The sequence below is a fragment of the Candidatus Thiothrix putei genome (assembly GCA_029972225.1).
Classification (GTDB): domain Bacteria; phylum Pseudomonadota; class Gammaproteobacteria; order Thiotrichales; family Thiotrichaceae; genus Thiothrix; species Thiothrix putei.
Genome location: CP124756.1, coordinates 3,263,036 through 3,289,413, shown reverse-complemented (window position 1 = coordinate 3,289,413; position 26,378 = coordinate 3,263,036). Strand labels below are relative to the sequence as shown.

The window sequence follows — 26,378 nt, the reverse complement described above, 5'->3', positions numbered from 1 at the left end:
TGGGAAGGAGACGGCAAAGCACCCGCTGGTGTGTTTCCGTTAGGGATGGCATTTGGTTATGCAGAACTATACCTTACAGCGTCAAGACCTGAACATTTTTAAAGGTTTGAAAATTTGTTGTCATCAACTGGGTCAGTTCTTTCTTGTGATCGGTATCCAGCTTGTCGAGACAGTTGGTGATGGCCGCCTTGAAAGCGGGAAACTTATCATAGTATTTCGAGTACAAGCATTTTTTCTTGACGAACTTCCACAACCGTTCAATCAGATTGAGGTTGGGTGAATAGGTCGGTAAAAATAATAGTTCAATATTGAGCCTTTTCGCACAGGCAAACACGGCTTCACAGCGTTGATACTTGGCATTATCCAAGACCAAAGTGATCGGTATTTTGAGTGCTAACGCTGCAATTTTTTCCAATAATTCACACACGCTGTTAGCGTTGATATAGGAGTCGTTAGTGATCGTGATGAGTTGTAGCGTTATCGCATTGAGTGCGCCCAATACGTTGTAGCGTTGTCGACCACAGGGGGCTTTGATGAATACGCGGGAAAATGACCACAAAAACCCCAGAAACGGTGCTAACACGAAGTGGGCGGCATCGACAAAAAAAGGGCGCGTTTGCCCTCCTTAGCCTCCTGAATGCGCGGTTTTAGTTCATTTTCCAGGAACTTTTCTTGTGCTTCCACATCAGCTTTGGCGGGTATCATCCCCACTTTACGGATGTCCATCCCTATTTTCTTCATAAAGACACGTACCCTGTCCTCACTGCGTTTGATGCCTGTCAGCTCCTCAATCTTAGCGGCTGCCGCCTTGCTGGTTGCGGGGGGATATTCACGAAAATAGGCTTCAATCTTGTCTTTATATGCCATCAAATCACTCTGTGGTTTATTGAATCGTATTTCTTTAAGAGCTTCTAAACCGTTAGGTTGTAGGTAGGCGTTTAGGTAGGCAAGCAGCGTGGCTTCTGTAATCCTTTCCAATCGTTTGATTTCCTTATGCGTCAACTGTTGGGATTTCAGGTACAGCACGGACATTTTCTTACGGACTCTGGGATGAGGATGGCGCTCCTTCCAGTAGAACAGCTCCGCTATCTCATCCTCAGTGAAAGTGATTTTTAATGTCATACATTACTCATGGCTGCTTTTGTTACCAGTCATCTAACCATATTTCCCTGATCAAAAAAACTATTTTATGGCACGGACTGGTATAACACAGATTGAGATACAAATGCCTTATCGAGTCATTGGGGAACGTGACTATTTTATTGATGATGTAAACTCTCCTGATTACAATCGTTGGCGCACGCTTGCGCCAACGTTGTCTAACGAGCCTAAGCAGCACTGGAGGTCATTTGAGCGAATGCGCCGTGATGATCATCAATATGAATATGGTATGATGATTGGTCACAATCTATTCCCAACCTTAGTCGGACGTGGCAGTGCTATTTTTCTGCATGTTTGGCTAAGTCCTGAGACTCCGACTGCGGGGTGTACAGCAATGGCGACTCATGATTTGCTAGATGTATTGAGTTGGTTGCAGTTATACCAGTCCGTGCCATAAAATAGTTTTTTTGATCAGGGAAATATGGTTAGATGACTGGTAACAAAAGCAGCCATGAGTAATGTATGACATTAAAAATCACTTTCACTGAGGATGAGATAGCGGAGCTGTTCTACTGGAAGGAGCGCCATCCTCATCCCAGAGTCCGTAAGAAAATGTCCGTGCTGTACCTGAAATCCCAACAGTTGACGCATAAGGAAATCAAACGATTGGAAAGGATTACAGAAGCCACGCTGCTTGCCTACCTAAACGCCTACCTACAACCTAACGGTTTAGAAGCTCTTAAAGAAATACGATTCAATAAACCACAGAGTGATTTGATGGCATATAAAGACAAGATTGAAGCCTATTTTCGTGAATATCCCCCCGCAACCAGCAAGGCGGCAGCCGCTAAGATTGAGGAGCTGACAGGCATCAAACGCAGTGAGGACAGGGTACGTGTCTTTATGAAGAAAATAGGGATGGACATCCGTAAAGTGGGGATGATACCCGCCAAAGCTGATGTGGAAGCACAAGAAAAGTTCCTGGAAAATGAACTAAAACCGCGCATTCAGGAGGCTAAGGAGGGCAAACGCGCCCTTTTTTGTCGATGCCGCCCACTTCGTGTTAGCACCGTTTCTGGGGTTTTTGTGGTCATTTTCCCGCGTATTCATCAAAGCCCCCTGTGGTCGACAACGCTACAACGTATTGGGCGCACTCAATGCGATAACGCTACAACTCATCACGATCACTAACGACTCCTATATCAACGCTAACAGCGTGTGTGAATTATTGGAAAAAATTGCAGCGTTAGCACTCAAAATACCGATCACTTTGGTCTTGGATAATGCCAAGTATCAACGCTGTGAAGCCGTGTTTGCCTGTGCGAAAAGGCTCAATATTGAACTATTATTTTTACCGACCTATTCACCCAACCTCAATCTGATTGAACGGTTGTGGAAGTTCGTCAAGAAAAAATGCTTGTACTCGAAATACTATGATAAGTTTCCCGCTTTCAAGGCGGCCATCACCAACTGTCTCGACAAGCTGGATACCGATCACAAGAAAGAACTGACCCAGTTGATGACAACAAATTTTCAAACCTTTAAAAATGTTCAGGTCTTGACGCTGTAAGGTATATCAGCTAATCCATTGTTAATACAAATACCTAAAGATCAGTTAGCGACATTGCAACTTTAGGTTTTCCAATAGGTTAACAATGTATTTGTTTGTTCCAGTAAGTAATGCTTACGCCAATGATCCTGTTTGAGTGTCTTAAGCCACTTTTCTAGTTGATGTAGGCAAACGCTTTGACGCTTGTTGTCGTGTTTCGCCCAATCTTTTAGTAAGGCGAGTAGGTGGCTGTCTAAATCCAGATCAAGGTAAAGGGGTTTGGTGTATTCCTGTAAGATGCGATCAAATAAGGCTTGTTGACGTTCAGGCGGTAGCACACTGTAGCATTCCCATAAAATTGTGCAGGAGGTATTCATCAAGCTATAGATGTGCTCTTCGGGGTCTTCCATTTTCTCTGCCAGCTTCGGGAGGAGGCTACTGATTACCGCTAAGCACAAGTCTAAGGTTTCACGCGTTGGGGTAGTAGCTTTGCGTGCAACGTCTAGTAGATTGTGAACGGCGGTCGTCAAACTATTTGCACTGGCGGAATGAACATAGCCATCCACATTAACATGGCGTTGCATCATATCAGCGAGCATTTGCTGGTATTTGGGTTCGGCAGGTTCTTCACTGCCAAGTAAATCTGCAAAACAAATGAGTAATGTGTCTCGAAAGTCACTATCTTGCAGCGCTTTGTCTAACACAAAATCCTTTAGCTCTTGATGAGAGAGCTGTTGGAGAATATGTTCAATTTGTCCTTGACGCGTGGTGGGTTTCACTCAGAAAGCCTGTTCTTTGAGGATATCGGGGCGGTCTGCGTTACGTCGATACAGTACAGCGACGTTTCCGACCCGTTGAATCAGTTGAGACTGGCTATATTGAGTAATTTGCTCAATCATCTCATCTCGTAGTTCCCGATCGCCGACACTCAGTTTGATTTTAATGAGTTGATGGTGGTCAAGTGCCCCAGTGATTTCTTCGAGCACGGTAGGTTTAAGTCCATGCTGACCAATCAGGACAACAGGATTAAGTGTATGAGCACGACTCCGTAGGCGTTTTTTCTGAGTTTCTGTCAATGTTCCAGTCGTTTCCATGATACGCTTCCCTAAATTGACGAAGTGTAATGAGTGATAACACGGCATGGCAAGAAGCAAAAGCAGTCAACGGTGGTTGGGTGAGCATTTTAGTGACGAATACGTCAAAAAAGCGCAACAAGAAGGGTATCGTTCACGGGCGGTCTACAAATTACAGGAAATTCAGGATAAAGATCGCCTTTTACAGTCGGGTATGAAGGTGGTTGATTTAGGTGCAGCACCTGGTGGTTGGAGTCAATATGCAACCAAGTTTGTGGGACAAAAAGGTAGAATTGTTGCTAGTGATATTCTTCCTATTGATCCTTTGCCGTTTGTGGAGTTTGTATTGGGAGATTTCCGTGAGGAATCTGTTTTAACAGAAATCTTGAGTTTGTTAGGAGGGGATAAAGCAGATCTTGTTATTTCTGATATGGCCCCCAATATGAGTGGTGTAGATGCTGTTGACCAACCACGCTCTATACATTTGTGTGAACTTGCACTGGATATGGCACGACAAGTATTAAAGCCCGGTGGTACTTTTTTGGTGAAATTGTTTCAAGGGGATGGCTCTGAGGCGTTTCTCCGTGATGTCCGCAGCAGTTTTAAAACAGTAAAAGTGCGAAAACCGGCTGCATCAAGACCACGCAGCAGGGAGGTTTATGTATTAGCGCAAGGTTTTGTGTTGTAATATCCTAGCAATAGGTGTTGCATATGGATAACGCCAGTTGATAGTGGAGAAGTCACTTGAACGATTTAACCAAAAATTTGCTGATTTGGGCTGTTATTGCTTTCGTATTGATTGCAGTGTTCAGCAAATTCAGTGTTCCGGCTCAGCCTGCTGCTGCTGTGCCCTACTCGGACTTTTTGACGAATGTTCGGAATGGGAGTGTCAAGGAAGTTGACATCAAAGGGCAGAAAATTATTGGACTTGACAGTAACAATAGCCGATTTATTACATATAGTCCGCCAAATGACGCTAAGTTAGTTGATGATTTGGTCGCTAATAAAGTTAAGTTCCAAGCATCACCGCCAGAAGAGCGCTCTGTGCTTTGGGATATTATCATTAGCTGGGTACCTTTCCTGCTGATCATTGGCTTGTGGATTTATATCATGCGTCAAATGCAAGGTGGTGGCGGTGGACGAGGGGCTATGTCTTTCGGCAAAAGTCGCGCTCGCATGATGACTGAAGACCAAGTTAAAGTTAATTTCAATGATGTGGCTGGTTGCGAAGAGGCCAAAGATGAAGTTGCTGAGCTGGTTGAGTTTCTGCGTGATCCGGGTAAATTCCAAAAACTTGGCGGTAAGATTCCGCGTGGCGTATTGATGGTGGGGTCACCGGGCACGGGTAAAACCTTGCTGGCAAAAGCCATAGCAGGTGAAGCTAAAGTGCCATTTTTCAGTATTTCCGGCTCCGATTTTGTGGAAATGTTTGTCGGCGTCGGAGCTTCCCGTGTACGTGATATGTTTGAGCAAGCTAAGAAACATGCGCCGTGCATTATTTTCATCGACGAAATTGATGCGGTAGGTCGTCAGCGTGGTGCTGGTTTAGGCGGTGGTCATGATGAACGTGAGCAAACCCTTAACCAATTACTGGTCGAGATGGACGGTTTTGAAGGCAGTGAAGGTATTATCGTGATTGCTGCCACTAACCGCCCTGACGTATTGGATGCAGCCTTGTTGCGTCCCGGTCGTTTCGACCGCCAAGTCGTCGTGCCATTGCCTGATGTACGCGGTCGTGAGCAAATTCTTAAGGTTCACATGCGCAAAGTGCCATTGGGCGATGATGTTAGACCATCCCTGATTGCACGCGGTACGCCGGGTTTCTCCGGTGCTGATTTGGCTAACTTGGTAAATGAAGCTGCATTGTTTGCGGCGCGTGGTAACAAGCGCACCGTTGATATGAATGAGTTTGAGAAAGCCAAAGACAAGATCATGATGGGTGCTGAGCGCAAGTCAATGGTCATGAAGGAAGATGAAAAACTAGCAACGGCTTACCACGAAGCGGGTCATGCCATTGTGGGGTTGAGTGTTCCTGAACACGATCCGGTCTACAAAGTCAGCATCATTCCACGTGGTCGTGCGTTGGGTGTCACCATGTATTTGCCGGAAGAAGACCGTTACAGTGCCAGTAAGCAGCGCTTGGAAAGTCAGATTTCTAGCTTGTACGGTGGTCGTATTGCTGAAGAGCTGATCTACGGTTTAGAAGGTGTTACCACGGGTGCTTCTAACGACATCGAACGGGCGACCAGTATTGCGCGTAACATGGTCACTAAGTGGGGCTTATCCAGCCGCATGGGGCCACTAGCTTATTCAGAAGATGAAGGCGAAGTGTTCTTAGGGCGCTCGGTCACGCAGCATAAACATGTTTCCGATGAAACCGCACATGCTATTGACGGTGAAATTCGCGAAGTGATTGATCGTAACTACACCCGTGCTAAGCAAATCCTCACCGACAAAATGAGTGTGTTGCACGCCATGGCGCAAGCACTGATGAAGTATGAGACCATTGATCGTGGGCAGGTGGATGCGTTGATGCGTGGCGAAACGCCACCACCACCAGCCGATTGGACTGATGATGATTCTTCTGGGGGCAAAGGCACGCCAACGAAATCACGTCCTATTGACGGCAACAAAACCGATAGTGGCGTGATTGGCGGAGCGGCTAGTTCGCATTAAGCTTCGTTAGTATCACACTTCATTGAATCAAGGCGCGAGTATTGCACTCGCGCCTTTTGTTTGTGGAATCACGCAATGGCATGGCAAATCACGCAATCTTCTGTACAGGTAATGGGCATCCTGAATGTTACGCCGGATTCGTTTTCTGACGGTGGTCGATTTCATGCGCGTGACCGCGCCTTACAACACGTTGAGCAAATGTTGTCTGAGGGTGTGGATATTATTGATGTGGGTGGGGAATCCACGCGCCCCGGTGCGGCTTCTGTCTCAATTGAAGAGGAGTTGGAGCGGGTTATTCCGGTGATTGCCGCAATTCGTGAACGTTTTGACGTGCCGTTGTCGGTGGATACCAGCAAACCTGAGGTGATGCTGGCGGCAGTTGGTGCAGGCGCTGATTTAATCAATGATGTGTGTGCTTTACAGCAACCCGGTGCCTTGATAGCCTGTGCGCCGCTTACCGTGCCAGTTTGCCTGATGCATATGCAGGGGCAACCGCGCACCATGCAGCAATCACCTCACTATCACGATGTGGTGCCGGATGTTTCACAATTCTTTCAAGAGCGCATTGCGGCTTGTGAAACGGCTGGAATAGCACGGCAGCGCTTAATTCTTGATCCAGGGTTTGGATTTGGGAAAACTTTGTCGCATAATGTGGACTTATTGCGCGGATTGACGGCGTTTTCTGATTTGGGCTTGCCTATACTCGTGGGGCTTTCACGTAAATCCATGATCGGCACTTTGTTGGATAATCGTCCGATAGAGGGACGTTTGCATGGCAGTGTGGCTGGCGCGGTAATCGCTGCCATGCAAGGCGCAAATATTGTACGGGTACACGACGTGGGCGCAACGGTCGATGCACTCAAAATCGTTAACGCAGTCATGAATAGATAATCAGTAAGGTAGATGGGCTAATGGCAAGAAAATATTTTGGCACGGATGGGATTCGCGGCAAGATCGGGCGCTACCCGATGACACCTGACTTTGTATTAAAATTGGGCTGGGCGGCTGGCAAGGTGTTGGCAAGTAACGGGCATCCTTTGGTGCTGATCGGTAAGGATACGCGGATTTCCGGCTATATGCTCGAATCTGCGTTGCAAGCAGGTTTGGTAGCTGCGGGGGTCAATATCCGTTTGTTGGGGCCGATGCCTACGCCTGCGGTGGCTTATTTAACTCGTGCGTTCCGTGCTTCTGCTGGAATCGTAATCAGTGCCTCGCACAACCCTTACGATGATAACGGCTTAAAGTTTTTCTCTGGTGATGGCACAAAATTACCCGACGAAGTGGAGGAAGAAATTGAACGTTGGTTGGATATGGACTTTAAAACCGTGTCTTCCGACGAACTGGGTAAAGTCGAACGTGCTAAAGACGCGGCGGGGCGTTACATCGAATTTTGCAAACGTGCGTTGCCCAATACGGTTTCCCTGAAAGGCTTGCGGATGGTGGTGGATTGCGCCAACGGTGCGACTTACCACGTTGCACCCGATGTTTTCAAGGAATTGGGTGCGGAAGTCATTGCGATTGGCAACACGCCTGATGGCATCAATATTAATGAAGCGTGCGGCGCAACTCATGTGGATGGTTTGTGCGATGCCGTCTTACGTTATCGTGCTGATCTTGGTATTGCCTTGGACGGTGATGGTGATCGTTTGATTATGGTGGATCAGCACGGTGATACAGTTGATGGTGATGAGATTCTCGCCATTATTGCGCACCATCGTCATGCTGAAGGCAAGTTGCACGGCGGCGTGGTTGGCACGTTGATGAGTAATCTCGGCTTGGAAAAGTCGATTCAGGCGTTAGGCGTACCGTTTTACCGCGCCAAAGTCGGCGACCGCTACGTTATTGAGCAAATGACGCAACACGATTGTGATTTGGGTGGCGAATCCTCTGGGCATATCATTGTACGCAATTTCATCACGACGGGTGATGGTATCATTGCCGCACTGCAAGTGTTACGTGCCATGCGCATGACGGGCAAATCGTTACGTGATCTGAAAAGCGTAATGACTAAGTACCCACAAACGCTGATCAATGTTCCAACAAAGCACAAGATCAATTTGGATGAATCCATCGAGATTCAGGATGCCGTGCGTCAAGTTGAGCAACAATTGGGGAATCGCGGGCGGGTATTGTTGCGTGCATCAGGCACTGAGCCATTGATTCGGGTAATGGTGGAGGGTGAAGACCCCAGCGAAACCGCTGAATTGGCAGCGCAAATCGCCAGTGCGGTACGGGCTGCCGCCTGACCTGCCCGGAATGAAGATTGATTTCCACAGATTATACAGGTAATCTTTCGCCCTTGCTTGAAAGAGAGGTGGAGTTATGCGTCAAAAATTGGTTGCAGGTAACTGGAAACTAAACGGGTCAAAGGCGAGTATCGAGTCTTTGATGGGTGGCATTCTAGCTGGACTGGAAGGCATGGATAATGTGGCGGTGGCAGTTTGCCCACCTTACGTCTACATTCCCATGACGCAGGCACTGGTGGTTGGAAGTCGTATCGGTCTGGGTTCTCAGGATATTGCTGATCAAGACGCAGGTGCTTTCACTGGCGAAGTTTCCGGGGCGATGCTCAAGGAGTTTGGCTGTGACTACGCGATTGTGGGTCACTCTGAACGCCGTGCCATTTACGGTGAGCAAGACGCTGATACTGCACGTAAGTTTGCTGCTGCACGTAAGTATGGCCTCAAACCGATTCTGTGTGTGGGCGAAACGCTGGAGGAGCGTGAAGCAGGCATTACCGAAGCGGTCGTGGCGCGTCAATTGGATGCGGTGATTGCACTGGAAGGTGTGGAAGCATTGACTGACGGTGTGATTGCTTACGAACCGGTGTGGGCGATTGGTACGGGTAAAACCGCTAGTCCGCAACAAGCGCAGGATGTTCATGCGTTTATTCGGGGCAAATTGGCGACGCTGAATGCAGCGGTTGCAGCGAAAGTACAGATTTTATACGGTGGCAGCGTCAAAGGTGCGAATGCTGCTGAATTGTTTGCAATGCCGGATATTGACGGTGGCCTAATTGGTGGTGCATCACTGGATGCCAACGAATTCTTGGCTATTTGCAAGGCCGGTAACTAAGGTTCAAAAAACTATGTTATACAATGTCTTGTTGATCATTTTGATCGTTGTTTCTGTGGCTATGATTGTGTTAATCCTAATGCAACAGGGCAAAGGTGCTGATGCAGGTGCTGCGTTTGGTAGCGGTGCGTCGGGTACGGTATTTGGCTCGCAAGGTTCAGCGAACTTTTTGAGTCGTACCACCGGTATTCTAGCGACCGTCTTTTTCTTGGTGGCATTGGCCTTGGCATTTTTGGCATCAGGGCGCACGCTGGAATCCGTCAGCATTATGCAATCTGCTGCACCAGAAACCAAGACAGAAACCCCGGCAGCACCGTCAAGTGATGTACCACCAGCACCTGCCGCCGAGAAAGCCTCTAGCGATGTTCCGCCTGCTGTTGATGCTAAGCCGTCTAACAAAGTTGAAGAAAAGGCAGTGGTTGATGAGAAAAAACCAGTTGCCGATGTAGGGCAATCGCTTGAATAATCGCCTTACTTACATGACTTGCTCCAGCAGTTGTGCCAGATAGTCAGTTGACCACCCTGCCTGTTTACGACGGACTTTGAGGCTATGTTTGTTGGTTTTGTCATTGCGCAGCAGGTTAGTACCCATGTGGCGCAGGATGGCGAGATTATGTGCGCCATGGTTGCTACGGTTTCTCGCCAAATCTTCCCGCATCAGGACATCCAGCACCCAATGCAACTTGTTTTCGATTGCCCAGTGGGAGCGGACGGCATATTGTGCGGCCTTGGCGATCATCGCCAGTGAACAGATGTAGTGGCGGATGGAATAGGTGGATTTTCCTGCTTTTTCGACCCAGGACTCGATACAGATGATGCTGGCAAGTCCTGCCCATTCCTGCCGTTGTTCCAACCAAGCAACATCGGTGCAAATGCGGCAACGGCGGGTTTCGAGCCGCCCGTGGTCTTTTTCCACCTGGGTGTCTTCATCCAGCACATAACCGGCAGGCGGCTTTTCGAAAAACAGGGCGATGTCTTCTGCTAACGTTTTCTGATTGTCTTTGACTGCCAGTAGGTAATCACCGCCTGCTTCCACGATTTGCTTGGCGATGGCCTTTTGTGTCCCCATCGCATCAATGGTGATCAAGCAGCCTTCAATGTCGAGCTTGCGTAGCAAGGCGGGGATGGCAGTGATTTCATTGGATTTCTGGTCGGTGGCTTCCTGCCCCAGCACTAGATTTTGCTGGTTTGCCCACGCTGACACCAGGTGCAGAGGGTTCTGCCCGTTGCCACCACTGCGCCGTGAGGTTTTGCCGTCAATGTTCAATAGGTCAGCCTCCCCTGCGGACAGGCTGTTTGTCCAACGGATAAACAGTTCCGAAAACAGCTTAGCATTCAGCGCGTTGAACACGTCACTCACCGTGTCATGGCTGGGAAAGCCCCGTGCATAGGGATAATAGCGGCGCAGGAAATCCGCGTTTAGCTTTGCCCAGCGCACCATTTCCACCACATCGTCTGCCCCTGCTAAGCTGCCTGCCAAACCCAGCAATAGGATTTCAGGTAGGGGGTAGAGAACTTTGGCTTGCTGGCGTGGGTCTTCTAAAACTGACAACTGTTCCAGTAGGCGGCTGATAGCGCTGGACGGCAAGTTCGGCATCGGTTTTGTCCTTTCGGGAAAAACCTTATTTATGCATGTTTTGCAACCAAACTTTCAAGCGATTGCCCTGGTTGCCGATGAAAAACCCGTGCAAGAAAAGAAATAGTAGGATAGAATTCGCGCCTGCTTTGCCGACGTGGTGGAATTGGTAGACACGCTATCTTGAGGGGGTAGTGGCGCAAGCTGTACCGGTTCGAGTCCGGTCGTCGGTACCATACATGAAAAGCCTGTCATCGTAAGATGATGGGCTTTTTGCTTTTATACCTAATTCTTGCTAAAACCTGACAATACCCACTTTGGGGAATTAATCTGTGGTTCATGCACCGTTATATTCGACTGTATAACGAAATAGTGATACAAACAGTGTGTGTTTGGAATCATGCATCACAGACAACCGAGTGATTTGGAGAGAACGCTACGGTTTGCACCAGGAGTTAGTATGCTAGGAGAATACCTTCCCATTCTCGTTTTTCTGGCAGTCGGTTTTGGCTTAGCAGTGGTATTGCTAGGTTTGGGTTTGCTTGCAGGCCCGCGCCGACCAGACGCAGAAAAAGATTCGCCATTTGAGTGTGGCTTCCCCGCGTTTGAAGACTCTCGCATCAAATTTGACGTGCGCTACTACCTCGTCGCCATCCTTTTCATCATTTTCGATCTTGAAATCGCCTTTTTGTTCCCTTGGGCCATTGTGCTCGACACCATTGGGGTGTTCGGCATCGTGGCGATGGGTATTTTCCTGACTATCCTGATTGTTGGTTTCATCTACGAGTGGAAAAAAGGGGCGCTGGAATGGGAGTAGAAGGGGTTCTGGAAAAAGGCTTTGTCACCACGACAGCCGATGCCCTGATCAACTGGGCGCGTACTGGCTCGTTGTGGCCGATGACCTTTGGTCTGGCGTGCTGCGCGGTCGAAATGATGCACGCGGGGGCTTCACGTTACGATTTAGACCGTTTCGGTATTGTGTTTCGCCCCAGTCCGCGCCAATCGGATGTGATGATCGTGGCAGGAACGCTGACCAACAAAATGGCTCCGGCGTTGCGTAAGGTCTATGATCAGATGGCGGAACCGCGTTGGGTAATTTCGATGGGTTCTTGCGCCAATGGTGGCGGTTATTACCATTATTCCTACGCGGTGGTGCGCGGGTGTGACCGGATTGTGCCGGTGGATATTTACGTACCCGGTTGCCCGCCAACCGCTGAAGCCCTGCTGTATGGCATTATTCAGTTGCAGAATAAAATTCGTCGAACCAACACGATAGCGCGGTAATTCATGGCTGTATCACTCGAATTTGTTAAGGATTATGTTCAGGAAGGACTCGGCGATAAGCTGTCAGCCAGCGTTCTGGCGCACGGCGAGTTGACCTTGGAAGTAGCCGCTGAACATTGGCTGGAAGTGGCGCGTTTCCTGCGGCACGATTCCATGTTGGATTTTGCGCAACTAACCGATTTGTGTGGGGTTGATTACCTCACGTATGGCGATGTGGAGTGGGATGTGACCACTGCCTCGCGCAGCGGTTTTAGCCGTGCGGCACAAGCCACCGAAGCGGATTCGTTTGATTTTGATGCGCAGGAGGAGGGTGCTCAGTTCGCGGGTAAACGTTTCGCAGTGGTTATTCACTTGCTATCGGTAAGCCGCAATATGCGTATTCGAGTGCGAACACGCTGTGATGACAACGATTTTCCGGTAGTGGCATCGTTGGTGGACATCTGGAGTTCGGTGAATTGGTACGAGCGTGAAGCATTTGATCTGTTTGGAATTATGTTCAGTGGACACCCGGATTTACGCCGCATCCTCACCGACTACGGTTTTGTCGGACACCCCTTCCGCAAAGATTTCCCGCTCATCGGGCAGGTTGAAATGCGTTACGACGCTGAGCAAAAGCGCGTCATTTACGAACCTGTATCCATTGAAGCGCGGGTGTTGGTTCCGCGCACTATCCGCGCTGACCAGCGTTTTTCCCCAGCCGTGGAGCGTGATGACTAATGCCTGAAATCCGCAATTTTACGCTGAATTTTGGCCCAGCTCACCCCGCAGCGCACGGTGTGTTGCGTCTGGTGCTGGAAATGGACGGTGAAACCATCGTCCGTGCTGACCCGCACATTGGCTTGCTGCACCGTGGCACCGAGAAGTTGGCAGAAAGCAAACCGTATAATCAAAGCATCGGTTACATGGATCGCCTCGATTACGTGTCAATGATGTGCAATGAACACGGTTACGTGCTGGCGATTGAAAAGCTGTTGGGGATTACCCCGCCAGAACGTGCGCTCTATATTCGCACCATGTTCGATGAAATTACCCGTATTCTCAACCACTTGCTGTGGATTGGCGCACACGCGCTGGACGTGGGTGCAATGACCATGTTCCTGTACGCTTTCCGCGAACGTGAAGATTTGATGGATGCGTATGAAGCGGTGTCTGGCGCACGTTTGCACGCCACGTATTACCGTCCGGGTGGTGTTTACCGTGATCTGCCGGATTCCATGCCGCAATTTTTACCGAACCGTTTCCGCACCGAAGCCGAAGCTAAGCGCCTCAACGCCAACCGTGGTGGTTCATTGCTCGACTTCTTGGAAGATTTCACCAACCGTTTCCCCGGTTATGTGGATGAGTACGAAACCTTACTGACCGATAATCGCATCTGGAAACAACGTCTGGTCGGGATTGGCGTGGTGTCACCGGAGCGTGCGCTGCAACTCGGTTTTAGTGGGGCAATGCTACGCGGTTCGGGCGTGGAATGGGATTTACGCAAGAAGCAACCGTATGCGGCTTACGACAAGATGGATTTCGATATTCCGGTGGGAACGCATGGCGACAGTTATGACCGCTATTTAGTGCGAATCGAAGAGATGCGCCAATCCAATCGTATTATCAAGCAATGCATTGACTGGTTGCGTGTGAATCCCGGTGAAGTAATGCTGGAAGACAGCAAAATCGCGCCGCCGAAACGCGCTGAAATGAAGCAGGATATGGAAGCCTTGATTCAGCACTTCAAGCTGATGACCGAAGGCTATTGCTTACCAGAAGGCGAAGCGTATGCAGCGGTGGAACACCCTAAAGGTGAATTTGGCTGCTACATCGTCTCGGATGGTGCGAATAAACCGTACCGCTTAAAAGTACGTGCGCCGGGATTTGCACATTTATCCGGCTTGGATGAAATGGTGAAAGGCCACATGTTGGCTGACGTGGTGGCGATTATCGGCACCCAAGATATTGTTTTCGGGGAGGTTGACCGTTGATGACTGAACATCCCATTACGATGCTCAAGCGCAAAAGCGACTTGCTCAGCCATCACGAGCGTGAAGACATTGATAGTTGGTTAGCACGTTATCCGGCGGATAAAAAGCAATCGGCATTGCTGGCAGCGTTACGCGCGGTGATGCACGAAGACCATTATTTATCCCGCGAAAAAATGGATGCGGTGGCAGATTATTTAGGCTTGCCCGAAATTGCGGTGTATGAAGTTGCCAGCTTTTACTCCATGTATGAAATGGATGCGAAAGCGGCGGCGAAGTACAGCATTTCGGTTTGCACCAATGTCTCCTGCATGTTGTGCGGTTCGGATGTGATTCTCGATCATATTGAGAAAAAGCTGGGTATTAAGCTGGGCGAATCCACGCCAGATGGTAAATTCTTCCTCAAAGTCGAAGAAGAGTGCCTCGCCGCTTGCAGCAGTGCGCCAATGATGCAGGTCAACCACGTATACCACACCCATCTCACCCCTGAAAAAGTGGATGAGATTTTGGACGGACTGGAGTAAGCACATGGCAAATCAAGTCTGTTTCATCACGACCCAATTTGGCGACCAAGCCCACACGCTGGAAAGCTACCTCAAAGTAGGCGGTTATCAGGCATGGCGTAAAATTCTGGCTGAAAAAACACCTGCTGAAGAAATCATTGATACGATCAAAGACTCCGGTTTACGCGGGCGCGGCGGTGCGGGTTTCCCCACCGGCATGAAGTGGAGCTTTATGCCGCGTACTATGCCGGGGCAAAAATACATCGTGTGCAACTCGGATGAATCCGAACCGGGAACCTGCAAAGACCGCGACATCTTGCGTTTCAACCCGCACGCGCTGGTAGAAGGCATGGCGATTGCGGGTTACAGCATTGGCGCAACCGTGGGCTATAACTACATGCGCGGCGAGTTTATGGATGAACCGTTCATCCATTTCGAGCAGGCAGTGAAAGAAGCCTACGAACTCGGTTTGCTGGGCAAAAATATTCAAGGCAGTGGCGTTGATTTTGATCTGTACGGTACGCTCGGTGCGGGTGCGTATGTGTGCGGCGAAGAAACCGCTTTGCTGGAATCGCTGGAAGGCAAAAAAGGTCAGCCACGTTTTAAGCCGCCATTCCCCGCGAGTTTCGGTTTGTACGGTCGCCCGACCACGATTAATAATACCGAAACGCTCTCGTCCATTCCGGTGATTATGCGCAATGGCGGCAAGTGGTTCGCTGATCTGGGTGTGAAAAACTCCGGCGGCGAAAAGCTGTTTTCCATGTCAGGGCATTTGAATAATCCCGGCAATTTCGAGATTCCGATGGGGATGCCGTTCCCTGAACTGCTGGCGTTAGCTGGCGGGGTGCGCAACGGACGCAAGCTGAAAGCAGTGATTCCGGGTGGTTCGTCCGTTCCGGTGTTGCCGGGTGATGTCATGATGGGCTTGACGATGGACTATGACACCATTGCCAAAGCCGGTTCATACCTTGGTTCGGGCGCGGTCATTGTGATGGACGACACCACCGATATGGTCAAAGTGTTGCAACGTATTTCCCGCTTTTACTTCTCCGAATCCTGCGGGCAATGCACGCCATGTCGTGAAGGCACAGGTTGGTTATACCGTATGTTGACCCGCATTGTGGAAGGCAAGGGCAAGATGGAAGACGTTACGCGGCTCGAAGAGATTTCCCACAATATCGAAGGTCGTTCCATTTGCGCCTTGGGTGAAGCGGCAGCGATGCCGGTGTGGAGTTTCGTTAAGCACTTCCGTGAGGAATTTGAGTACTACGTCAAGCACGGTCGTAGCATGGTGGGACAGGGGTAACACATGGCAGAAGAATTCGTCACCATCGAAATTAACGACCAGCCGGTTCAGGCTCGCAAAGGTGCGATGCTGATTGAAGTGGCTGATAATAATGGGATTTCCATTCCACGTTTTTGCTACCACAAAAAGCTCTCGATTGCCGCTAACTGCCGCATGTGTTTGGTGGAAATGGAAAAGTCGTGGAAACCGGTTCCCGCTTGCGCCACGCCCGTGAATGCAGGCATGAAATTCTGGACGCGCTCAGACAAAGCCAAAAACGCGCAGAAAGGCATTATGGAATTCCTGCTGATTAACCATCCGCTGGATTGCCCGATTTGCGACCAAGGTGGCGAATGCGAATTGCAGGATGTCTCAGTCGGTTACGGTAGCAATAAATCGCAATACGCCGAAATCAAGCGCGTGGTGCAAGACAAAGACATTGGCCCGTTAATCGAAACCGAAATGACCCGCTGCATTCAATGCACCCGCTGTGTGCGCTTCGGTGACGAAATTGCCGGAATGCGCGAAATGGGCGGGGTAGGGCGCGGTGATCGGCTCGAAATCGGCACGTATATTGAGAAATCGCTCCAATCGGAACTCTCCGGCAATGTGATTGACCTCTGCCCTGTGGGTGCGCTGACCGCGAAACCGTCACGCTACAAAGCACGGGCGTGGGAAATAGTGGCGCATGATGCGATTGCCCCGCACGATTCGGTGGGTTCACACCTTCAGGTACACACTTTCCGCAAAGAAGTGGTGCGGGCAGTACCGCGTGAAAATGACGCGATTAACGAATGCTGGATTTCCGACCGTGACCGTTTCAGCTATCAAGGCATTGCCAGTGCTGACCGTATTACCAAGCCGATGCTCAAGCGTGACGGGCATTGGTATGAAGTGAGCTGGCAACAGGCGTTAGATGCGACCGCAGAAATTTTGCGGGCGGCTGACCCAGCGCGTACCGGTGCATTGGCAAGCGCGACTTCCACTGTGGAAGAGTTGTATTTGTTCCAGCGTTTAATGCGCGGTTTGAACATTCGCAATATTGACCACCGTGTGCGCCAGACTGATTTCAGCGACCAAAGTGCTGCACCGCTTTGCCCATCGTTGGGTATGCCCATCGCGCAATTGGAACAGCAAAATGCGGTATTCCTGATCGGCTCTAATGTGCGCCAAGAACAGCCGTTGCTGAATCACCGCATCCGCAAAGCGGCACTCAAAGGCGCGGCGGTGATGGCGTTGAATCCGCGAGCCTTCGATTTCAACTACGACGTGGCGCAACAGGCGGTTGCTCCGGCAGATATGCTGCAAGCTTTACAAGCGATGGCGAATGACCCCGATAATGCGGTGATGGCAACGCTTAAAAATGCGGAACACGCGGCGGTATTGCTGGGCAATGTTGCCGTTCAGCATCCCGATTTTGCGGCGTTACGCGGCTTGGCTTACACGATTGCGGAACAAACGGGCGCAACCTTTGGCTATTTGGCGGAAAGTGCTAATACCGTGGGTGCGTGGGTAGCAGGTGTTGTGCCGCACCGTTTATCGGCGGGACGTGAACTCAAACAAGCGGGTGTGCCGGTTGGTGAGTTCCTCAGTGAAAATACCCGCACGTTTGTCTTGCTGAATACCGAGTTGGCAGATTTCGCGAATCCGCAACAAGCAATGAAAGCTTTGAGTGCGGCGGAAAACGTGATTGTGATTGCGCCGTTTGCGGATAATACGACGCGCAAATACGCGACAGTGTTATTGCCCAGTTCGACGTTTGCGGAAACTTCCGGTACGTTCATTAATGCAGCGGGACAGTGGCAAAGCTTTAAGGGCGCGACTGTGCCACCGGGTGAAGCACGTCCTACTTGGAAAGTGCTGCGGGTGTTGGGTAATACGGCAGGTGTGCCTGAATTTGATTGGGTTGCCACCGAAGAAATTGTTGCCGAGTTGCACCTTGAACTCGACGGTGTAGCGGTTTGTAACAACCGTTATGCTGGCACTGTAGGTAGAGACGCAAAATCTTGCGTCTCTACAACGGCAGATGGGGCGTTTCAGCGTATTGGCGATGTGCAAATGTATCGCGTTGATCCGCTGGTGCGCCGTGCGAAAGCCTTGCAGGCGATGATTCCTCCGGCGGCGGTGCAGTTGAATCCGCAAGATGCGGCGAATATGGGTGTCGCGGCTGGCGATACGCTTAAGGTGTCGCAAGGTGCGGTGACGATCACGTTGCCAGCACAACTGGACGCGGGGATTCCAGCAGGTTGCGCCGGTTTGCAGTCGGGCATTGAAGTATCCAACGTGTTGGGCGCGGCTTTCGGTGCGCTTCAAATAGCAAAGGCAGGTTAGGGGAATGATGGAAATACTCGCAAATTTCTTCGGTGCCTTCCTCCCTGAGTGGATGGTGACGCTGCTAATCATTTTGATCAAAGTGGTGGCAATTGTGTTGCCGCTGATCCTATTAGTGGCTTACGCGACTTACGCAGAACGCAAGATCATCGGTTTCATGCAGGTGCGCGTCGGACCGAACCGGGTTGGGTTCAAAGGCTTGTTGCAGCCGTTTGCGGATATGTTCAAGCTGATTTTTAAGGAAATTGTTATTCCTGCGAGGTCTAACCGTTTCTTATTTTTGATCGCACCTTTGTTGGCAATGGGGCCTGCGTTTGCAGCTTGGGCGGTGATTCCGTTCAGTGACGGCATGGTGTTGGCGGATGTGAATGCGGGGTTGTTGTTCCTGTTGGCACTGACTTCCTTGGGGATTTACGGGGTCATTATTGCGGGTTGGGCATCGAATTCTAAGTATGCGCAACTGAGTGCGATGCGTATTGGGGCGCAAATGGTGTCGTATGAAATTGCAATGGGGTTCGCACTGGTTGGGGTGTTGATGGCATCCGGCAGTTTGAATCTTGGCGATATTGTGCGGGCGCAATCGGGCAGCATTTTTAGCTGGTTTGTGTGGCCTTTATTTGGCTTGTTCTTGGTGTATTTTATTTCGGGTGTGGCAGAAACCAACCGTGCGCCGTTTGACGTGGCGGAAGGCGAATCCGAGATCGTGGCGGGTTTCCATGTGGAATATTCCGGCATGGCGTTCTCGATTTTCTTCCTCGCGGAATACGCCAATATGTGGCTGATTGCCGCACTGACTTCGTTGATGTTCTTGGGTGGGTGGTTGTCACCGTTCCAAGGGCTGACTTTCTTGACGGATATGCCGGTATTGGGCAGGGTGTTTGGTGATGGTATCCATTGGTTACTATTGAAAGCCTCGTTCTTTATGCTGCTGTTCTTTTGGTTTCGCGCCACGTTCCCGCGTTACCGTTATGACCAAATCATGCGCTTGGGGTGGAAAATTCTGATCCCGATCACCTTGGTGTGGATTTTTGCGGAAGGGCTGGCGATTGCGCTGGGCTGGAAACCGTGGCTGTAAGGAGACTGATATGAGTTTCAACTGGAAACATTATTTCAAGACGTTCAGCCTGAAAGAATTGATGCAGGGCATGGGCGTGACGGGGAAGTATTTCTTCGAGCGTAAAATCACGATTCAGTACCCGGAAGAAAAAACGCCGATTTCTAACCGTTTTCGGGGGCATCACGCATTGCGGCGTTACCCGAATGGCGAGGAGCGTTGCATTGCCTGCAAATTGTGCGAAGCGGTTTGCCCCGCACTGGCAATCACAATTGATTTGGAAGAACGCCCGGATGGTACACGCCGTACCACGCGCTATGACATTGATATGTTTAAGTGCATTTACTGCGGTTTCTGTGAGGAAGCCTGCCCGGTGGATGCGATTGTGGAAACCAATATTTTCGAGTATCACTTTGAAAATCGTGGTGAAAATATTCAAACCAAAGACAAATTGCTGGCAATCGGTGACAAGCACGAAGCTGAGATTGCCAAGATGAAAGCCGCTGATGCGCCGTACCGTTAAGGGGATGACATGACATTTGAGCAGATTATCTTTTACCTGTTTTCCGCTGTATTAGTGGCAGCGGCAGTGGGGATGGTGACGGTACGCAGCCCAGTGTATGCGGCGTTGTGCCTGATTTTGAGCTTTTTCACCAGTGCCGCATTGTGGTTGCTGTTGGAAGCGGAATTCCTCGGCTTGGTGCTGGTATTGGTGTACGTCGGGGCGGTGATGGTGCTGTTTTTGTTCGTGATTATGATGCTGGACTTGAACACCGATCCATTGAAAGAGGGGCTAGTGAAACACGCACCTGTTGGCTTTGTGGTGGCAGCGGTGATTGCGGTGGAAATGATTCTGGTGCTGCAAAGTGCGCCGTTTCAGATTGCGACACCGTTGAATCCGGCTCCGGCGAATAATACCGAAGCGTTGGGCGCGATTTTGTATACGGATTATGTGTATCCGTTTGAAATTGCGGCGGTGATTCTGGTGGTGGCGATTATTGCCGCGATTACCTTGACGCTACGTCGTCGCCCGGATTCGCGTAAACAAGATATTAGCCAACAGGTGCAGGTGAAGCGGGCAGACCGTGTACGTCTGGTGAAGATGAAAGCCGAAACCAAGGAGCAAGCATGATCCCTTTGTCGCATTTCCTGATTGTGGCGGCCTTGCTGTTTGCGATCAGCATCGCAGGCATGATCCTTAACCGTAAGAATGTGCTGATTTTGTTGATGTGCATCGAGATGATGTTGCTGGCGGTGAACCTGAATTTTATCGCGTTTTCCCATTATCTGGGGGATATGGCAGGGCAGGTGTTCGTGTTCTTTATCCTCACGGTGGCGGCAGCGGAAGCGGCGATTGGCTTGGCGATTTTGGTGGTTTTGTTCCGTAACCGGCGCACGATCAATGTTGAACAACTTGATGCGATGAAGGGGTAAGCGATGGAAGCAATTTATCTGGCTATTCCGCTTGCACCGTTGTTCGGGGCGATTGCTGCGGGGCTGTTTGGGAAAAAAATTGGACGTGCAGGAGCGCATTGGGTCACGATTTTGGGCGTGGCGGTGGCGTTTTTGCTGTCGGTTTACGTTGCCTATGATGTGATGGGCAATGGTAATAGCTATAACGGTACGGTGTATACGTGGGCAGTGATTGCGGATATTCGGTTTGAAATCGGTTTCATGCTGGATAACCTTAGTACGATGATGATGTTGGTGGTTACGTTTGTTTCCTTGATGGTGCATATTTATACGATTGGCTATATGCACGAAGATCCCGGTTATCAGCGTTTCTTCAGTTATATTTCGTTGTTTACCTTTTCGATGCTGATGCTGGTCATGAGTAACAACTTTTTGCAGTTGTTCTTTGGCTGGGAAGCGGTTGGGTTGGTGTCGTATTTGCTCATTGGTTTTTGGTTTAAGAAAGATACCGCGATTTACGCCAATATGAAGGCGTTTCTGGTGAATCGGGTGGGGGATTTCGGGTTTTTGCTGGGGATCGCGGCGGTATTACTGTATTGCGAAACTTTAGATTATGTACAGGTTTTTGCGCGCATACCACAGTTGTCTGGGGCTAACGATTTTAAGGTGTTTGAGGATACGAAGTGGCACATTCCAACCGTTATTGCCATTTTGTTGTTCATTGGAGCGATGGGTAAGTCGGCGCAAGTACCTTTGCATGTGTGGCTACCAGACTCGATGGAAGGCCCGACACCAATTTCAGCGTTGATTCATGCAGCAACGATGGTAACAGCCGGGATTTTCATGGTGGCTCGGATGTCCCCTATCTTTGAGCTGTCAGATACGGCATTGAATTTGATCCTGATTATTGGGGCGACTACGGCTTTCTTTATGGGGCTGATTGGGATTGTACAGAATGATATTAAGCGGGTGGTGGCTTATTCCACGCTATCACAGCTTGGTTATATGACTGTGGCATTAGGAGCCTCAGCTTATTCGGCCGGGGTTTTCCATCTGATGACTCACGCATTTTTTAAAGCATTACTGTTCTTGGCGGCTGGTTCTGTAATCATTGCGATGCACCATGAGCAGGATATTCGCAAAATGGGTGGGCTGAAAAAGTATATGCCGATTACGTATTGGACTTCCCTGATTGGTTCATTGGCATTGATTGGTTTCCCTGGTTTTTCCGGTTTCTTTTCCAAAGATCTGATTATTGAAGCGGTACACGAATCACATCTGTGGGCGGCTGGTTACGCTTATACGCTGGTATTGTTAGGTGTGTTTGTCACGGCTTTTTATAGTTTCCGTATGTTCTTCTTGGTGTTCCATGGTAAAGAGCGCTTTGACACACATGGGCACGGTCATGATGATCACGGTCATCATGGGCACGGTGACAAGCCACATGAGTCACCGTGGGTTGTAACAGTTCCCTTGATTGCTTTGGCAATTCCGTCGGTGTTTGCCGGATATTTGTTGGATCCAATGGTGGTTGGTTCATTTTTTAAGAATGCAATCTTTGTCAATGATGCTGCACATGGTTTTGACTTAGGGTTGAAAAGTTGGTTATCAGCACATTTGGCAATTGAGCATATGAGCGCTGAGTATCATGGTGTAATGGGTTTCATCCTGCATGGTTTGATGGCACCACCTTTCTGGTTGGCAATGGCTGGGTTGGCTACTGCGTGGTTTATTTACTTGAAAGATGATTCACTGGCGCGTTGGGCGTATGACAAGTTCCGCTGGCTGCATACCTTGTTGGACCGTAAGTATTATTTGGATGATTTTAATCAGAATGTGTTTGCGAAAGGATCGGTCAGTTTGGGTAATGGGCTGTGGTCTTTCGGCGAGCGGGTGATGATTGATGGTTTTGTGGTGAATGGCGCAGCAAAAGCAGTCGGATGGTTTTCTGGTGTGATGCGTCATCTTCAGACCGGGTATTTGTATCACTACGCCTTTTCGATGGTGGCAGGCATCTTGTTGATGCTTACTTGGTTTTTGTTTTTCTAATCCCGTTCTGTTGGCTTTAACTGGAATTGCACATGCTTGATTTGCCAATACTGAGTTTGTTGATCTGGTTGCCGATTATCGGTGGCTTAGGTGTATTAATTGTGGGCGATCGTTCTGGCGCTAAACAGTTTGCACTGGGAATTGCGTTACTGACGTTTGTGATCAGTTTACCGTTGTATACGTACTTTGTACCTAGTACTGCTGAGATGCAGTTTGTGGAATTTATCCCTTGGGTTGAGGCGTTTAAGATTAATTACCATCTGGGGGTGGATGGCATTTCTATGCCATTGATTCTGCTGAATACCTTTATTACGGTGATGGTGGTGATCGCGGGTTGGGAAGTGGTTACGTATCGAATTTCCCAATATATGGCGGCTTTTTTGATTATGGCGGGGATTGTCAACGGGGTATTTGCGGCGCTGGATGCGATGCTGTTCTATATCTTGTTTGAGGCGATGCTGATTCCGCTGTTTTTGATCATTGGGATTTGGGGTGGAGCACGTCGGGTGTATGCCACGATCAAATTTTTCCTGTATACCTTTTTCGGTTCGGTGTTTTTGCTGATCAGTTTGATCTACCTGTATCAATTGGGTGGCAGTTTCGCGGTGGCGGATTTACATAAATTGCCAATTGATATTATTCCGCAAACTTTGATTTTCTTGTCATTCTTGCTGGCTTTCGGGGTGAAAGTGCCGATGTGGCCTGTGCATACGTGGTTGCCGGATGCGCACGTGGAAGCGCCTACCGGTGGTTCGGTGATTTTGGCGGCGATTACATTGAAAGTCGGTGGCTATGCATTCTTGCGGTTTGCCTTGCCGATTGTGCCGGATGCGGCAGCACAATTAGATTGGTTAGTTATTCTAATGTCACTGACAGCAGTGGTGTACATCGGTTTTGTGGCTTTGGTGCAGCAGGATATGAAAAAGCTGGTGGCTTATTCTTCTATTGCACACATGGGATTTGTCACCTTGGGCTTTTTCGTGATCTATGGCATTGCGAAAAATACGCTAAATGTTAGTGGTGCGATGAGTAGTGCCGTGCTGGCGATTCAGGGCGGTATGGTGCAAATGGTGTCCCACGGCTTTATTTCTGGCGCTATGTTCTTGTGCATCGGTGTTTTGTACGACCGGATGCATACGCGTGACATCAATGCCTATGGAGGGGTTGCGAATCGGATGCCTACGTTTGCAGCTTTATATGTGTTATTTGCGATGGCGAATACGGGTTTGCCGGGTACATCGGGGTTTGTCGGTGAATTCATGGTTATTCTGGCAAGTTTCCGGGCAAGTCCGTGGATTGCTTTTGCCGCAGCAACGACTTTGATTGTTGGGGCGGCTTATACACTTTGGTTGGTCAAGCGAGTCATGTTTGGTGAGGTGAAAAACGCAGAGGTGGCTGCCTTGCAGGATATTGGTCAACGGGAGTTTTGGATGTTGGCGATATTAGCGGCGGCAGTGTTATTACTGGGCTTGTGGCCTCAACCCTTGACGGATGTGATGGAAGTGTCAATCGAAAATCTGTTGTCTCAGGCTTTGCAAAGCAAGGTATGTAGTGGATTCGCAGGGGGATGCCCATAATGAATATTGTGATTGCGATGCCGGAGATTTTTCTGCTGAGCACGATCTGCTTAATTTTATTGCTAGATGTTTATTTGCGTGAAGATTGCCGCATGATCACTTATTTGCTGACGCAAGTGGCACTGCTGGCAACGGCTTTATTGGCTTATGGCGCAATGGATGGCGAGAAAACGACGGGTCTGAATGGCATGTATGTGCGTGACGATCTTGCTGGTGTATTGAAGATTAGCATTCTGTTACTAGCTTTTGTGGTGTTTGTGTATTCCCGTAAATACCTGAAAGATAAAAATATATGGGTAAGCGAATTTTTCCTGCTAGGCTTGTTTGCTGTGCTGGGAATGTTGGTGATGGTATCGGCTAATCATTTGCTGGTGGTTTATTTGGGGCTGGAGTTGTTGGCGCTGTCGATGTACGCACTGGTGGCGTTTAATCGTGATGATGGGCGTTCATCTGAAGCAGCAATGAAATATTTTGTGCTGGGAGCGGTAGCTTCCGGTTTGTTGCTATACGGGATTTCGATTCTGTATGGTTTAAGCGGGAAGTTGGAGTTTGCTGAGGTACTGACTTATGTTAGTTCCCAAAATGTACTGGAGAATATCCCACTGCTATTTGCACTGGTATTCATCGTAGCGGGGATTGCGTTTAAATTTGGTGCAGTGCCTTTCCATATGTGGGTTCCTGATGTGTATCAGGGTGCTCCAACAGCAGTGACTATGTTTCTGGGTAGTGTGCCGAAAGTCGCTGCGTTGGCGATGTTGTTGCGGGTGTTGGCTGAATCCATGGGGGCTGCTCAACCGGGTTGGGCGCAACTATTATTGGTTTTCGGTTTGCTTTCGGTATTTCTCGGTAATCTGATCGCCATAGCACAGTTCAACCTCAAGCGAATGCTGGCGTATTCTACCATTGCGCACATGGGGTTCATTTTGTTAGGGGCGTTGACGGGAACAACCGAAGGTTACAGTGCTGCACTGTTTTATACGATTACTTACGCCATGATGGCAGCAGGTGGGTTTGCCATCCTGATTCTGTTGGGGCGCGAAGGCTTTGAGGCGGAAACGCTGGATGATTTGAAAGGTTTGAACGAGCGTAATCCGTGGTATGCCTTTATCATGATGGTATTCTTGTTCTCCATGGCAGGCATTCCTCCAACAGTGGGGTTTTACGCTAAATTGTCCATTATTCAATCTGTTATGCAGGCAGGCTATCTGTGGCCTGCGGTATTTATGGTGGTCATGTCAGTCATCGGTGCGTATTATTATTTACGTGCCATCAAAATGATGTATTTTGATAAGCCTGAACAAACCACGCCTATTAAAGCTGAACTTGATTTTAATGTGTTGATCAGTGTAAATGGCGTGCTCATGGTGCTATTGGGGTTATTCCCTAGTGCATTGATGGGTGTTTGTTCAGCAGCAATGGTCGCTAGTCATTTATGAGTTTATCGGTTTTGCAGTGGGGCTTTCTCGGCCTTGCTTTTGTGTTGGCTAACCTACCGTGGTTAAGCCAGCGTTGTTTTTTGATCCTGCAATGTGAAAACAAGTCCGCTTGGTTGCGTTTGGTGGAATGGTTTGTGTTGTATTTCGTGGCGGGTGGTCTGGCGCTGCTGTTGGAACAGCGTGCGATGGGGACAATACACGTTCAGGACTGGGAATTTTATGCCGTTACCTTGGCTTTGTTTCTGGTGTTTGCATTTCCAGGCTTCATTTACCGCCATGTACGTTAATTTCAGGTTTTGTTTCGATAATGCTTGCAAGGTACGAACCTTTGCTTTATAGTTCGCTCCTCTGATGCGGGGTGGAGCAGTCTGGCAGCTCGTCGGGCTCATAACCCGAAGGTCGCAGGTTCAAATCCTGCCCCCGCTACCA

General features: G+C 49.3%; 25 protein-coding genes, 2 tRNA genes and 2 pseudogenes. 25 read left to right on the top strand and 4 right to left on the bottom strand.

Annotated elements, in window-relative coordinates; all coding sequences use genetic code 11:
* Window positions 1-73: 73 nt before the first annotated feature.
* Window positions 74-1,122: pseudogene (locus QJT81_16840) on the bottom strand (IS630 family transposase).
* A gap of 103 nt (window positions 1,123-1,225) precedes the next feature.
* Between QJT81_16840 and QJT81_16835 the strand changes: the two are divergent.
* Together QJT81_16835 and QJT81_16830 are read left to right on the top strand one after the other, a co-directional pair.
* Window positions 1,226-1,558 carry a hypothetical protein gene (locus QJT81_16835; GenBank protein WGZ93452.1) on the top strand — a complete coding sequence of 111 codons (333 nt, stop codon included), beginning with the start codon at window positions 1,226-1,228 and terminating at the stop codon, window positions 1,556-1,558.
* A 65-nt stretch (window positions 1,559-1,623) separates the two neighbouring features.
* Window positions 1,624-2,671, top strand: a pseudogene (locus tag QJT81_16830) (IS630 family transposase).
* A 62-nt stretch (window positions 2,672-2,733) separates the two neighbouring features.
* On the opposite strand, the gene QJT81_16825 reads toward QJT81_16830, so the two are convergent.
* On the bottom strand, window positions 2,734-3,429 hold the full coding sequence (locus QJT81_16825) for a hypothetical protein (protein ID WGZ93451.1): 696 nt from the start codon (window positions 3,427-3,429) through the stop codon (window positions 2,734-2,736).
* Window positions 3,430-3,744 (bottom strand): ribosome assembly RNA-binding protein YhbY, encoded by a 315-nt coding sequence (gene yhbY / locus QJT81_16820; GenBank protein ID WGZ93450.1) that lies wholly within the window; start codon window positions 3,742-3,744, stop codon window positions 3,430-3,432.
* 46 nt (window positions 3,745-3,790) lie between these two features.
* On the opposite strand from yhbY, the gene rlmE reads away from it, so the two are divergent.
* The 6 genes from rlmE (at window position 3,791) to secG (ending at window position 9,940) form a co-directional block, all read left to right on the top strand.
* On the top strand, window positions 3,791-4,411 hold the full coding sequence (gene rlmE / locus QJT81_16815) for a 23S rRNA (uridine(2552)-2'-O)-methyltransferase RlmE (GenBank protein WGZ93449.1): 621 nt from the start codon (window positions 3,791-3,793) through the stop codon (window positions 4,409-4,411).
* A gap of 56 nt (window positions 4,412-4,467) precedes the next feature.
* Window positions 4,468-6,399, top strand: coding sequence for an ATP-dependent zinc metalloprotease FtsH (gene ftsH / locus QJT81_16810; GenBank protein ID WGZ93448.1), 1,932 nt, complete (start codon window positions 4,468-4,470; stop codon window positions 6,397-6,399).
* Between the two features lie 75 nt (window positions 6,400-6,474).
* Window positions 6,475-7,290, top strand: a complete 816-nt coding sequence (folP, locus tag QJT81_16805) for a dihydropteroate synthase (protein WGZ93447.1) — start codon at window positions 6,475-6,477, stop codon at window positions 7,288-7,290.
* Window positions 7,291-7,310: 20 nt separating this feature from the next.
* A complete protein-coding gene (glmM, locus tag QJT81_16800) occupies window positions 7,311-8,645 on the top strand; it encodes a phosphoglucosamine mutase (GenBank protein WGZ93446.1) in 1,335 nt (444 codons plus the stop codon).
* A 76-nt stretch (window positions 8,646-8,721) separates the two neighbouring features.
* A complete protein-coding gene (tpiA, locus tag QJT81_16795; protein WGZ93445.1) occupies window positions 8,722-9,474 on the top strand; it encodes a triose-phosphate isomerase in 753 nt (250 codons plus the stop codon).
* A gap of 61 nt (window positions 9,475-9,535) precedes the next feature.
* Window positions 9,536-9,940 carry a preprotein translocase subunit SecG gene (secG, locus tag QJT81_16790; protein WGZ93444.1) on the top strand — a complete coding sequence of 135 codons (405 nt, stop codon included), beginning with the start codon at window positions 9,536-9,538 and terminating at the stop codon, window positions 9,938-9,940.
* A 9-nt stretch (window positions 9,941-9,949) separates the two neighbouring features.
* Here the strand turns inward: secG and QJT81_16785 are convergent, their stop codons facing one another.
* On the bottom strand, window positions 9,950-11,071 hold the full coding sequence (locus QJT81_16785) for an ISAs1 family transposase (protein ID WGZ93443.1): 1,122 nt from the start codon (window positions 11,069-11,071) through the stop codon (window positions 9,950-9,952).
* A 130-nt stretch (window positions 11,072-11,201) separates the two neighbouring features.
* On the opposite strand from QJT81_16785, the gene QJT81_16780 reads away from it, so the two are divergent.
* The 17 genes from QJT81_16780 to QJT81_16700 all read left to right on the top strand — a co-directional run bounded on the left by QJT81_16780 (window position 11,202) and on the right by QJT81_16700 (window position 26,378).
* Window positions 11,202-11,286, top strand: a tRNA-Leu gene (locus QJT81_16780).
* A gap of 224 nt (window positions 11,287-11,510) precedes the next feature.
* Window positions 11,511-11,867 (top strand): NADH-quinone oxidoreductase subunit A, encoded by a 357-nt coding sequence (ndhC, locus tag QJT81_16775; GenBank protein ID WGZ93442.1) that lies wholly within the window; start codon window positions 11,511-11,513, stop codon window positions 11,865-11,867.
* Complete coding sequence (locus QJT81_16770) at window positions 11,858-12,334, top strand: NADH-quinone oxidoreductase subunit B family protein (GenBank protein ID WGZ93441.1); 477 nt, start codon at window positions 11,858-11,860, stop codon at window positions 12,332-12,334. The genes ndhC and QJT81_16770 overlap by 10 nt, the downstream gene beginning before the upstream one ends.
* 3 nt (window positions 12,335-12,337) lie before the next feature.
* Window positions 12,338-13,051 carry an NADH-quinone oxidoreductase subunit C gene (locus tag QJT81_16765; protein WGZ93440.1) on the top strand — a complete coding sequence of 238 codons (714 nt, stop codon included), beginning with the start codon at window positions 12,338-12,340 and terminating at the stop codon, window positions 13,049-13,051.
* A complete protein-coding gene (locus QJT81_16760; GenBank protein ID WGZ93439.1) occupies window positions 13,051-14,304 on the top strand; it encodes an NADH-quinone oxidoreductase subunit D in 1,254 nt (417 codons plus the stop codon). Before QJT81_16765 ends, QJT81_16760 begins: the two co-directional genes overlap by 1 nt.
* Window positions 14,304-14,825 carry an NADH-quinone oxidoreductase subunit NuoE gene (gene nuoE, locus QJT81_16755; GenBank protein ID WGZ93438.1) on the top strand — a complete coding sequence of 174 codons (522 nt, stop codon included), beginning with the start codon at window positions 14,304-14,306 and terminating at the stop codon, window positions 14,823-14,825. Before QJT81_16760 ends, nuoE begins: the two co-directional genes overlap by 1 nt.
* Window positions 14,826-14,829: 4 nt before the next feature.
* Window positions 14,830-16,110 carry an NADH-quinone oxidoreductase subunit NuoF gene (nuoF, locus tag QJT81_16750; GenBank protein WGZ93437.1) on the top strand — a complete coding sequence of 427 codons (1,281 nt, stop codon included), beginning with the start codon at window positions 14,830-14,832 and terminating at the stop codon, window positions 16,108-16,110.
* A gap of 3 nt (window positions 16,111-16,113) precedes the next feature.
* On the top strand, window positions 16,114-18,420 hold the full coding sequence (nuoG, locus tag QJT81_16745; protein WGZ93436.1) for an NADH-quinone oxidoreductase subunit NuoG: 2,307 nt from the start codon (window positions 16,114-16,116) through the stop codon (window positions 18,418-18,420).
* 4 nt (window positions 18,421-18,424) lie between these two features.
* A complete protein-coding gene (gene nuoH / locus QJT81_16740) occupies window positions 18,425-19,495 on the top strand; it encodes an NADH-quinone oxidoreductase subunit NuoH (GenBank protein WGZ93435.1) in 1,071 nt (356 codons plus the stop codon).
* A 10-nt stretch (window positions 19,496-19,505) separates the two neighbouring features.
* On the top strand, window positions 19,506-19,997 hold the full coding sequence (nuoI, locus tag QJT81_16735) for an NADH-quinone oxidoreductase subunit NuoI (GenBank protein WGZ93434.1): 492 nt from the start codon (window positions 19,506-19,508) through the stop codon (window positions 19,995-19,997).
* 9 nt (window positions 19,998-20,006) lie between these two features.
* On the top strand, window positions 20,007-20,606 hold the full coding sequence (locus QJT81_16730) for an NADH-quinone oxidoreductase subunit J (protein ID WGZ93433.1): 600 nt from the start codon (window positions 20,007-20,009) through the stop codon (window positions 20,604-20,606).
* Window positions 20,603-20,908 (top strand): NADH-quinone oxidoreductase subunit NuoK, encoded by a 306-nt coding sequence (nuoK, locus tag QJT81_16725; GenBank protein WGZ93432.1) that lies wholly within the window; start codon window positions 20,603-20,605, stop codon window positions 20,906-20,908. Before QJT81_16730 ends, nuoK begins: the two co-directional genes overlap by 4 nt.
* 3 nt (window positions 20,909-20,911) lie before the next feature.
* Entirely contained in the window at window positions 20,912-22,936 is a 2,025-nt protein-coding gene (gene nuoL, locus QJT81_16720) for an NADH-quinone oxidoreductase subunit L (protein WGZ93431.1), read from the top strand.
* Between the two features lie 32 nt (window positions 22,937-22,968).
* Window positions 22,969-24,513, top strand: coding sequence for an NADH-quinone oxidoreductase subunit M (locus QJT81_16715; GenBank protein ID WGZ93430.1), 1,545 nt, complete (start codon window positions 22,969-22,971; stop codon window positions 24,511-24,513).
* Window positions 24,513-25,949 carry an NADH-quinone oxidoreductase subunit NuoN gene (gene nuoN / locus QJT81_16710; GenBank protein ID WGZ93429.1) on the top strand — a complete coding sequence of 479 codons (1,437 nt, stop codon included), beginning with the start codon at window positions 24,513-24,515 and terminating at the stop codon, window positions 25,947-25,949. The genes QJT81_16715 and nuoN overlap by 1 nt, the downstream gene beginning before the upstream one ends.
* On the top strand, window positions 25,946-26,236 hold the full coding sequence (locus QJT81_16705) for a DUF2818 family protein (protein ID WGZ93428.1): 291 nt from the start codon (window positions 25,946-25,948) through the stop codon (window positions 26,234-26,236). Before nuoN ends, QJT81_16705 begins: the two co-directional genes overlap by 4 nt.
* Window positions 26,237-26,301: 65 nt before the next feature.
* Window positions 26,302-26,378, top strand: a tRNA-Met gene (locus tag QJT81_16700).

Excerpts from the sequence above, each read along its gene's own strand:
- folP (WGZ93447.1), top strand. The coding sequence starts at position 6,475 with ATGGCATGGCAAATCACGCAATCTTCTGTACAGGTAATGGGCATCCTG.
- QJT81_16785 (WGZ93443.1), bottom strand. The coding sequence starts at position 11,071 with ATGCCGAACTTGCCGTCCAGCGCTATCAGCCGCCTACTGGAACAGTTG.
- glmM (WGZ93446.1), top strand. The coding sequence starts at position 7,311 with ATGGCAAGAAAATATTTTGGCACGGATGGGATTCGCGGCAAGATCGGG.
- tpiA (WGZ93445.1), top strand. The coding sequence starts at position 8,722 with ATGCGTCAAAAATTGGTTGCAGGTAACTGGAAACTAAACGGGTCAAAG.
- nuoK (WGZ93432.1), top strand. The coding sequence starts at position 20,603 with ATGATCCCTTTGTCGCATTTCCTGATTGTGGCGGCCTTGCTGTTTGCG.
- QJT81_16760 (WGZ93439.1), top strand. The coding sequence starts at position 13,051 with ATGCCTGAAATCCGCAATTTTACGCTGAATTTTGGCCCAGCTCACCCC.
- QJT81_16705 (WGZ93428.1), top strand. The coding sequence starts at position 25,946 with ATGAGTTTATCGGTTTTGCAGTGGGGCTTTCTCGGCCTTGCTTTTGTG.
- QJT81_16770 (WGZ93441.1), top strand. The coding sequence starts at position 11,858 with ATGGGAGTAGAAGGGGTTCTGGAAAAAGGCTTTGTCACCACGACAGCC.
- nuoE (WGZ93438.1), top strand. The coding sequence starts at position 14,304 with ATGACTGAACATCCCATTACGATGCTCAAGCGCAAAAGCGACTTGCTC.
- nuoG (WGZ93436.1), top strand. The coding sequence starts at position 16,114 with ATGGCAGAAGAATTCGTCACCATCGAAATTAACGACCAGCCGGTTCAG.
- QJT81_16715 (WGZ93430.1), top strand. The coding sequence starts at position 22,969 with ATGCTTGATTTGCCAATACTGAGTTTGTTGATCTGGTTGCCGATTATC.
- nuoI (WGZ93434.1), top strand. The coding sequence starts at position 19,506 with ATGAGTTTCAACTGGAAACATTATTTCAAGACGTTCAGCCTGAAAGAA.
- nuoL (WGZ93431.1), top strand. The coding sequence starts at position 20,912 with ATGGAAGCAATTTATCTGGCTATTCCGCTTGCACCGTTGTTCGGGGCG.
- nuoF (WGZ93437.1), top strand. The coding sequence starts at position 14,830 with ATGGCAAATCAAGTCTGTTTCATCACGACCCAATTTGGCGACCAAGCC.
- QJT81_16765 (WGZ93440.1), top strand. The coding sequence starts at position 12,338 with ATGGCTGTATCACTCGAATTTGTTAAGGATTATGTTCAGGAAGGACTC.
- ndhC (WGZ93442.1), top strand. The coding sequence starts at position 11,511 with ATGCTAGGAGAATACCTTCCCATTCTCGTTTTTCTGGCAGTCGGTTTT.
- QJT81_16730 (WGZ93433.1), top strand. The coding sequence starts at position 20,007 with ATGACATTTGAGCAGATTATCTTTTACCTGTTTTCCGCTGTATTAGTG.
- rlmE (WGZ93449.1), top strand. The coding sequence starts at position 3,791 with ATGGCAAGAAGCAAAAGCAGTCAACGGTGGTTGGGTGAGCATTTTAGT.
- nuoH (WGZ93435.1), top strand. The coding sequence starts at position 18,425 with ATGATGGAAATACTCGCAAATTTCTTCGGTGCCTTCCTCCCTGAGTGG.
- secG (WGZ93444.1), top strand. The coding sequence starts at position 9,536 with ATGATTGTGTTAATCCTAATGCAACAGGGCAAAGGTGCTGATGCAGGT.
- yhbY (WGZ93450.1), bottom strand. The coding sequence starts at position 3,744 with ATGGAAACGACTGGAACATTGACAGAAACTCAGAAAAAACGCCTACGG.
- QJT81_16835 (WGZ93452.1), top strand. The coding sequence starts at position 1,226 with ATGCCTTATCGAGTCATTGGGGAACGTGACTATTTTATTGATGATGTA.
- nuoN (WGZ93429.1), top strand. The coding sequence starts at position 24,513 with ATGAATATTGTGATTGCGATGCCGGAGATTTTTCTGCTGAGCACGATC.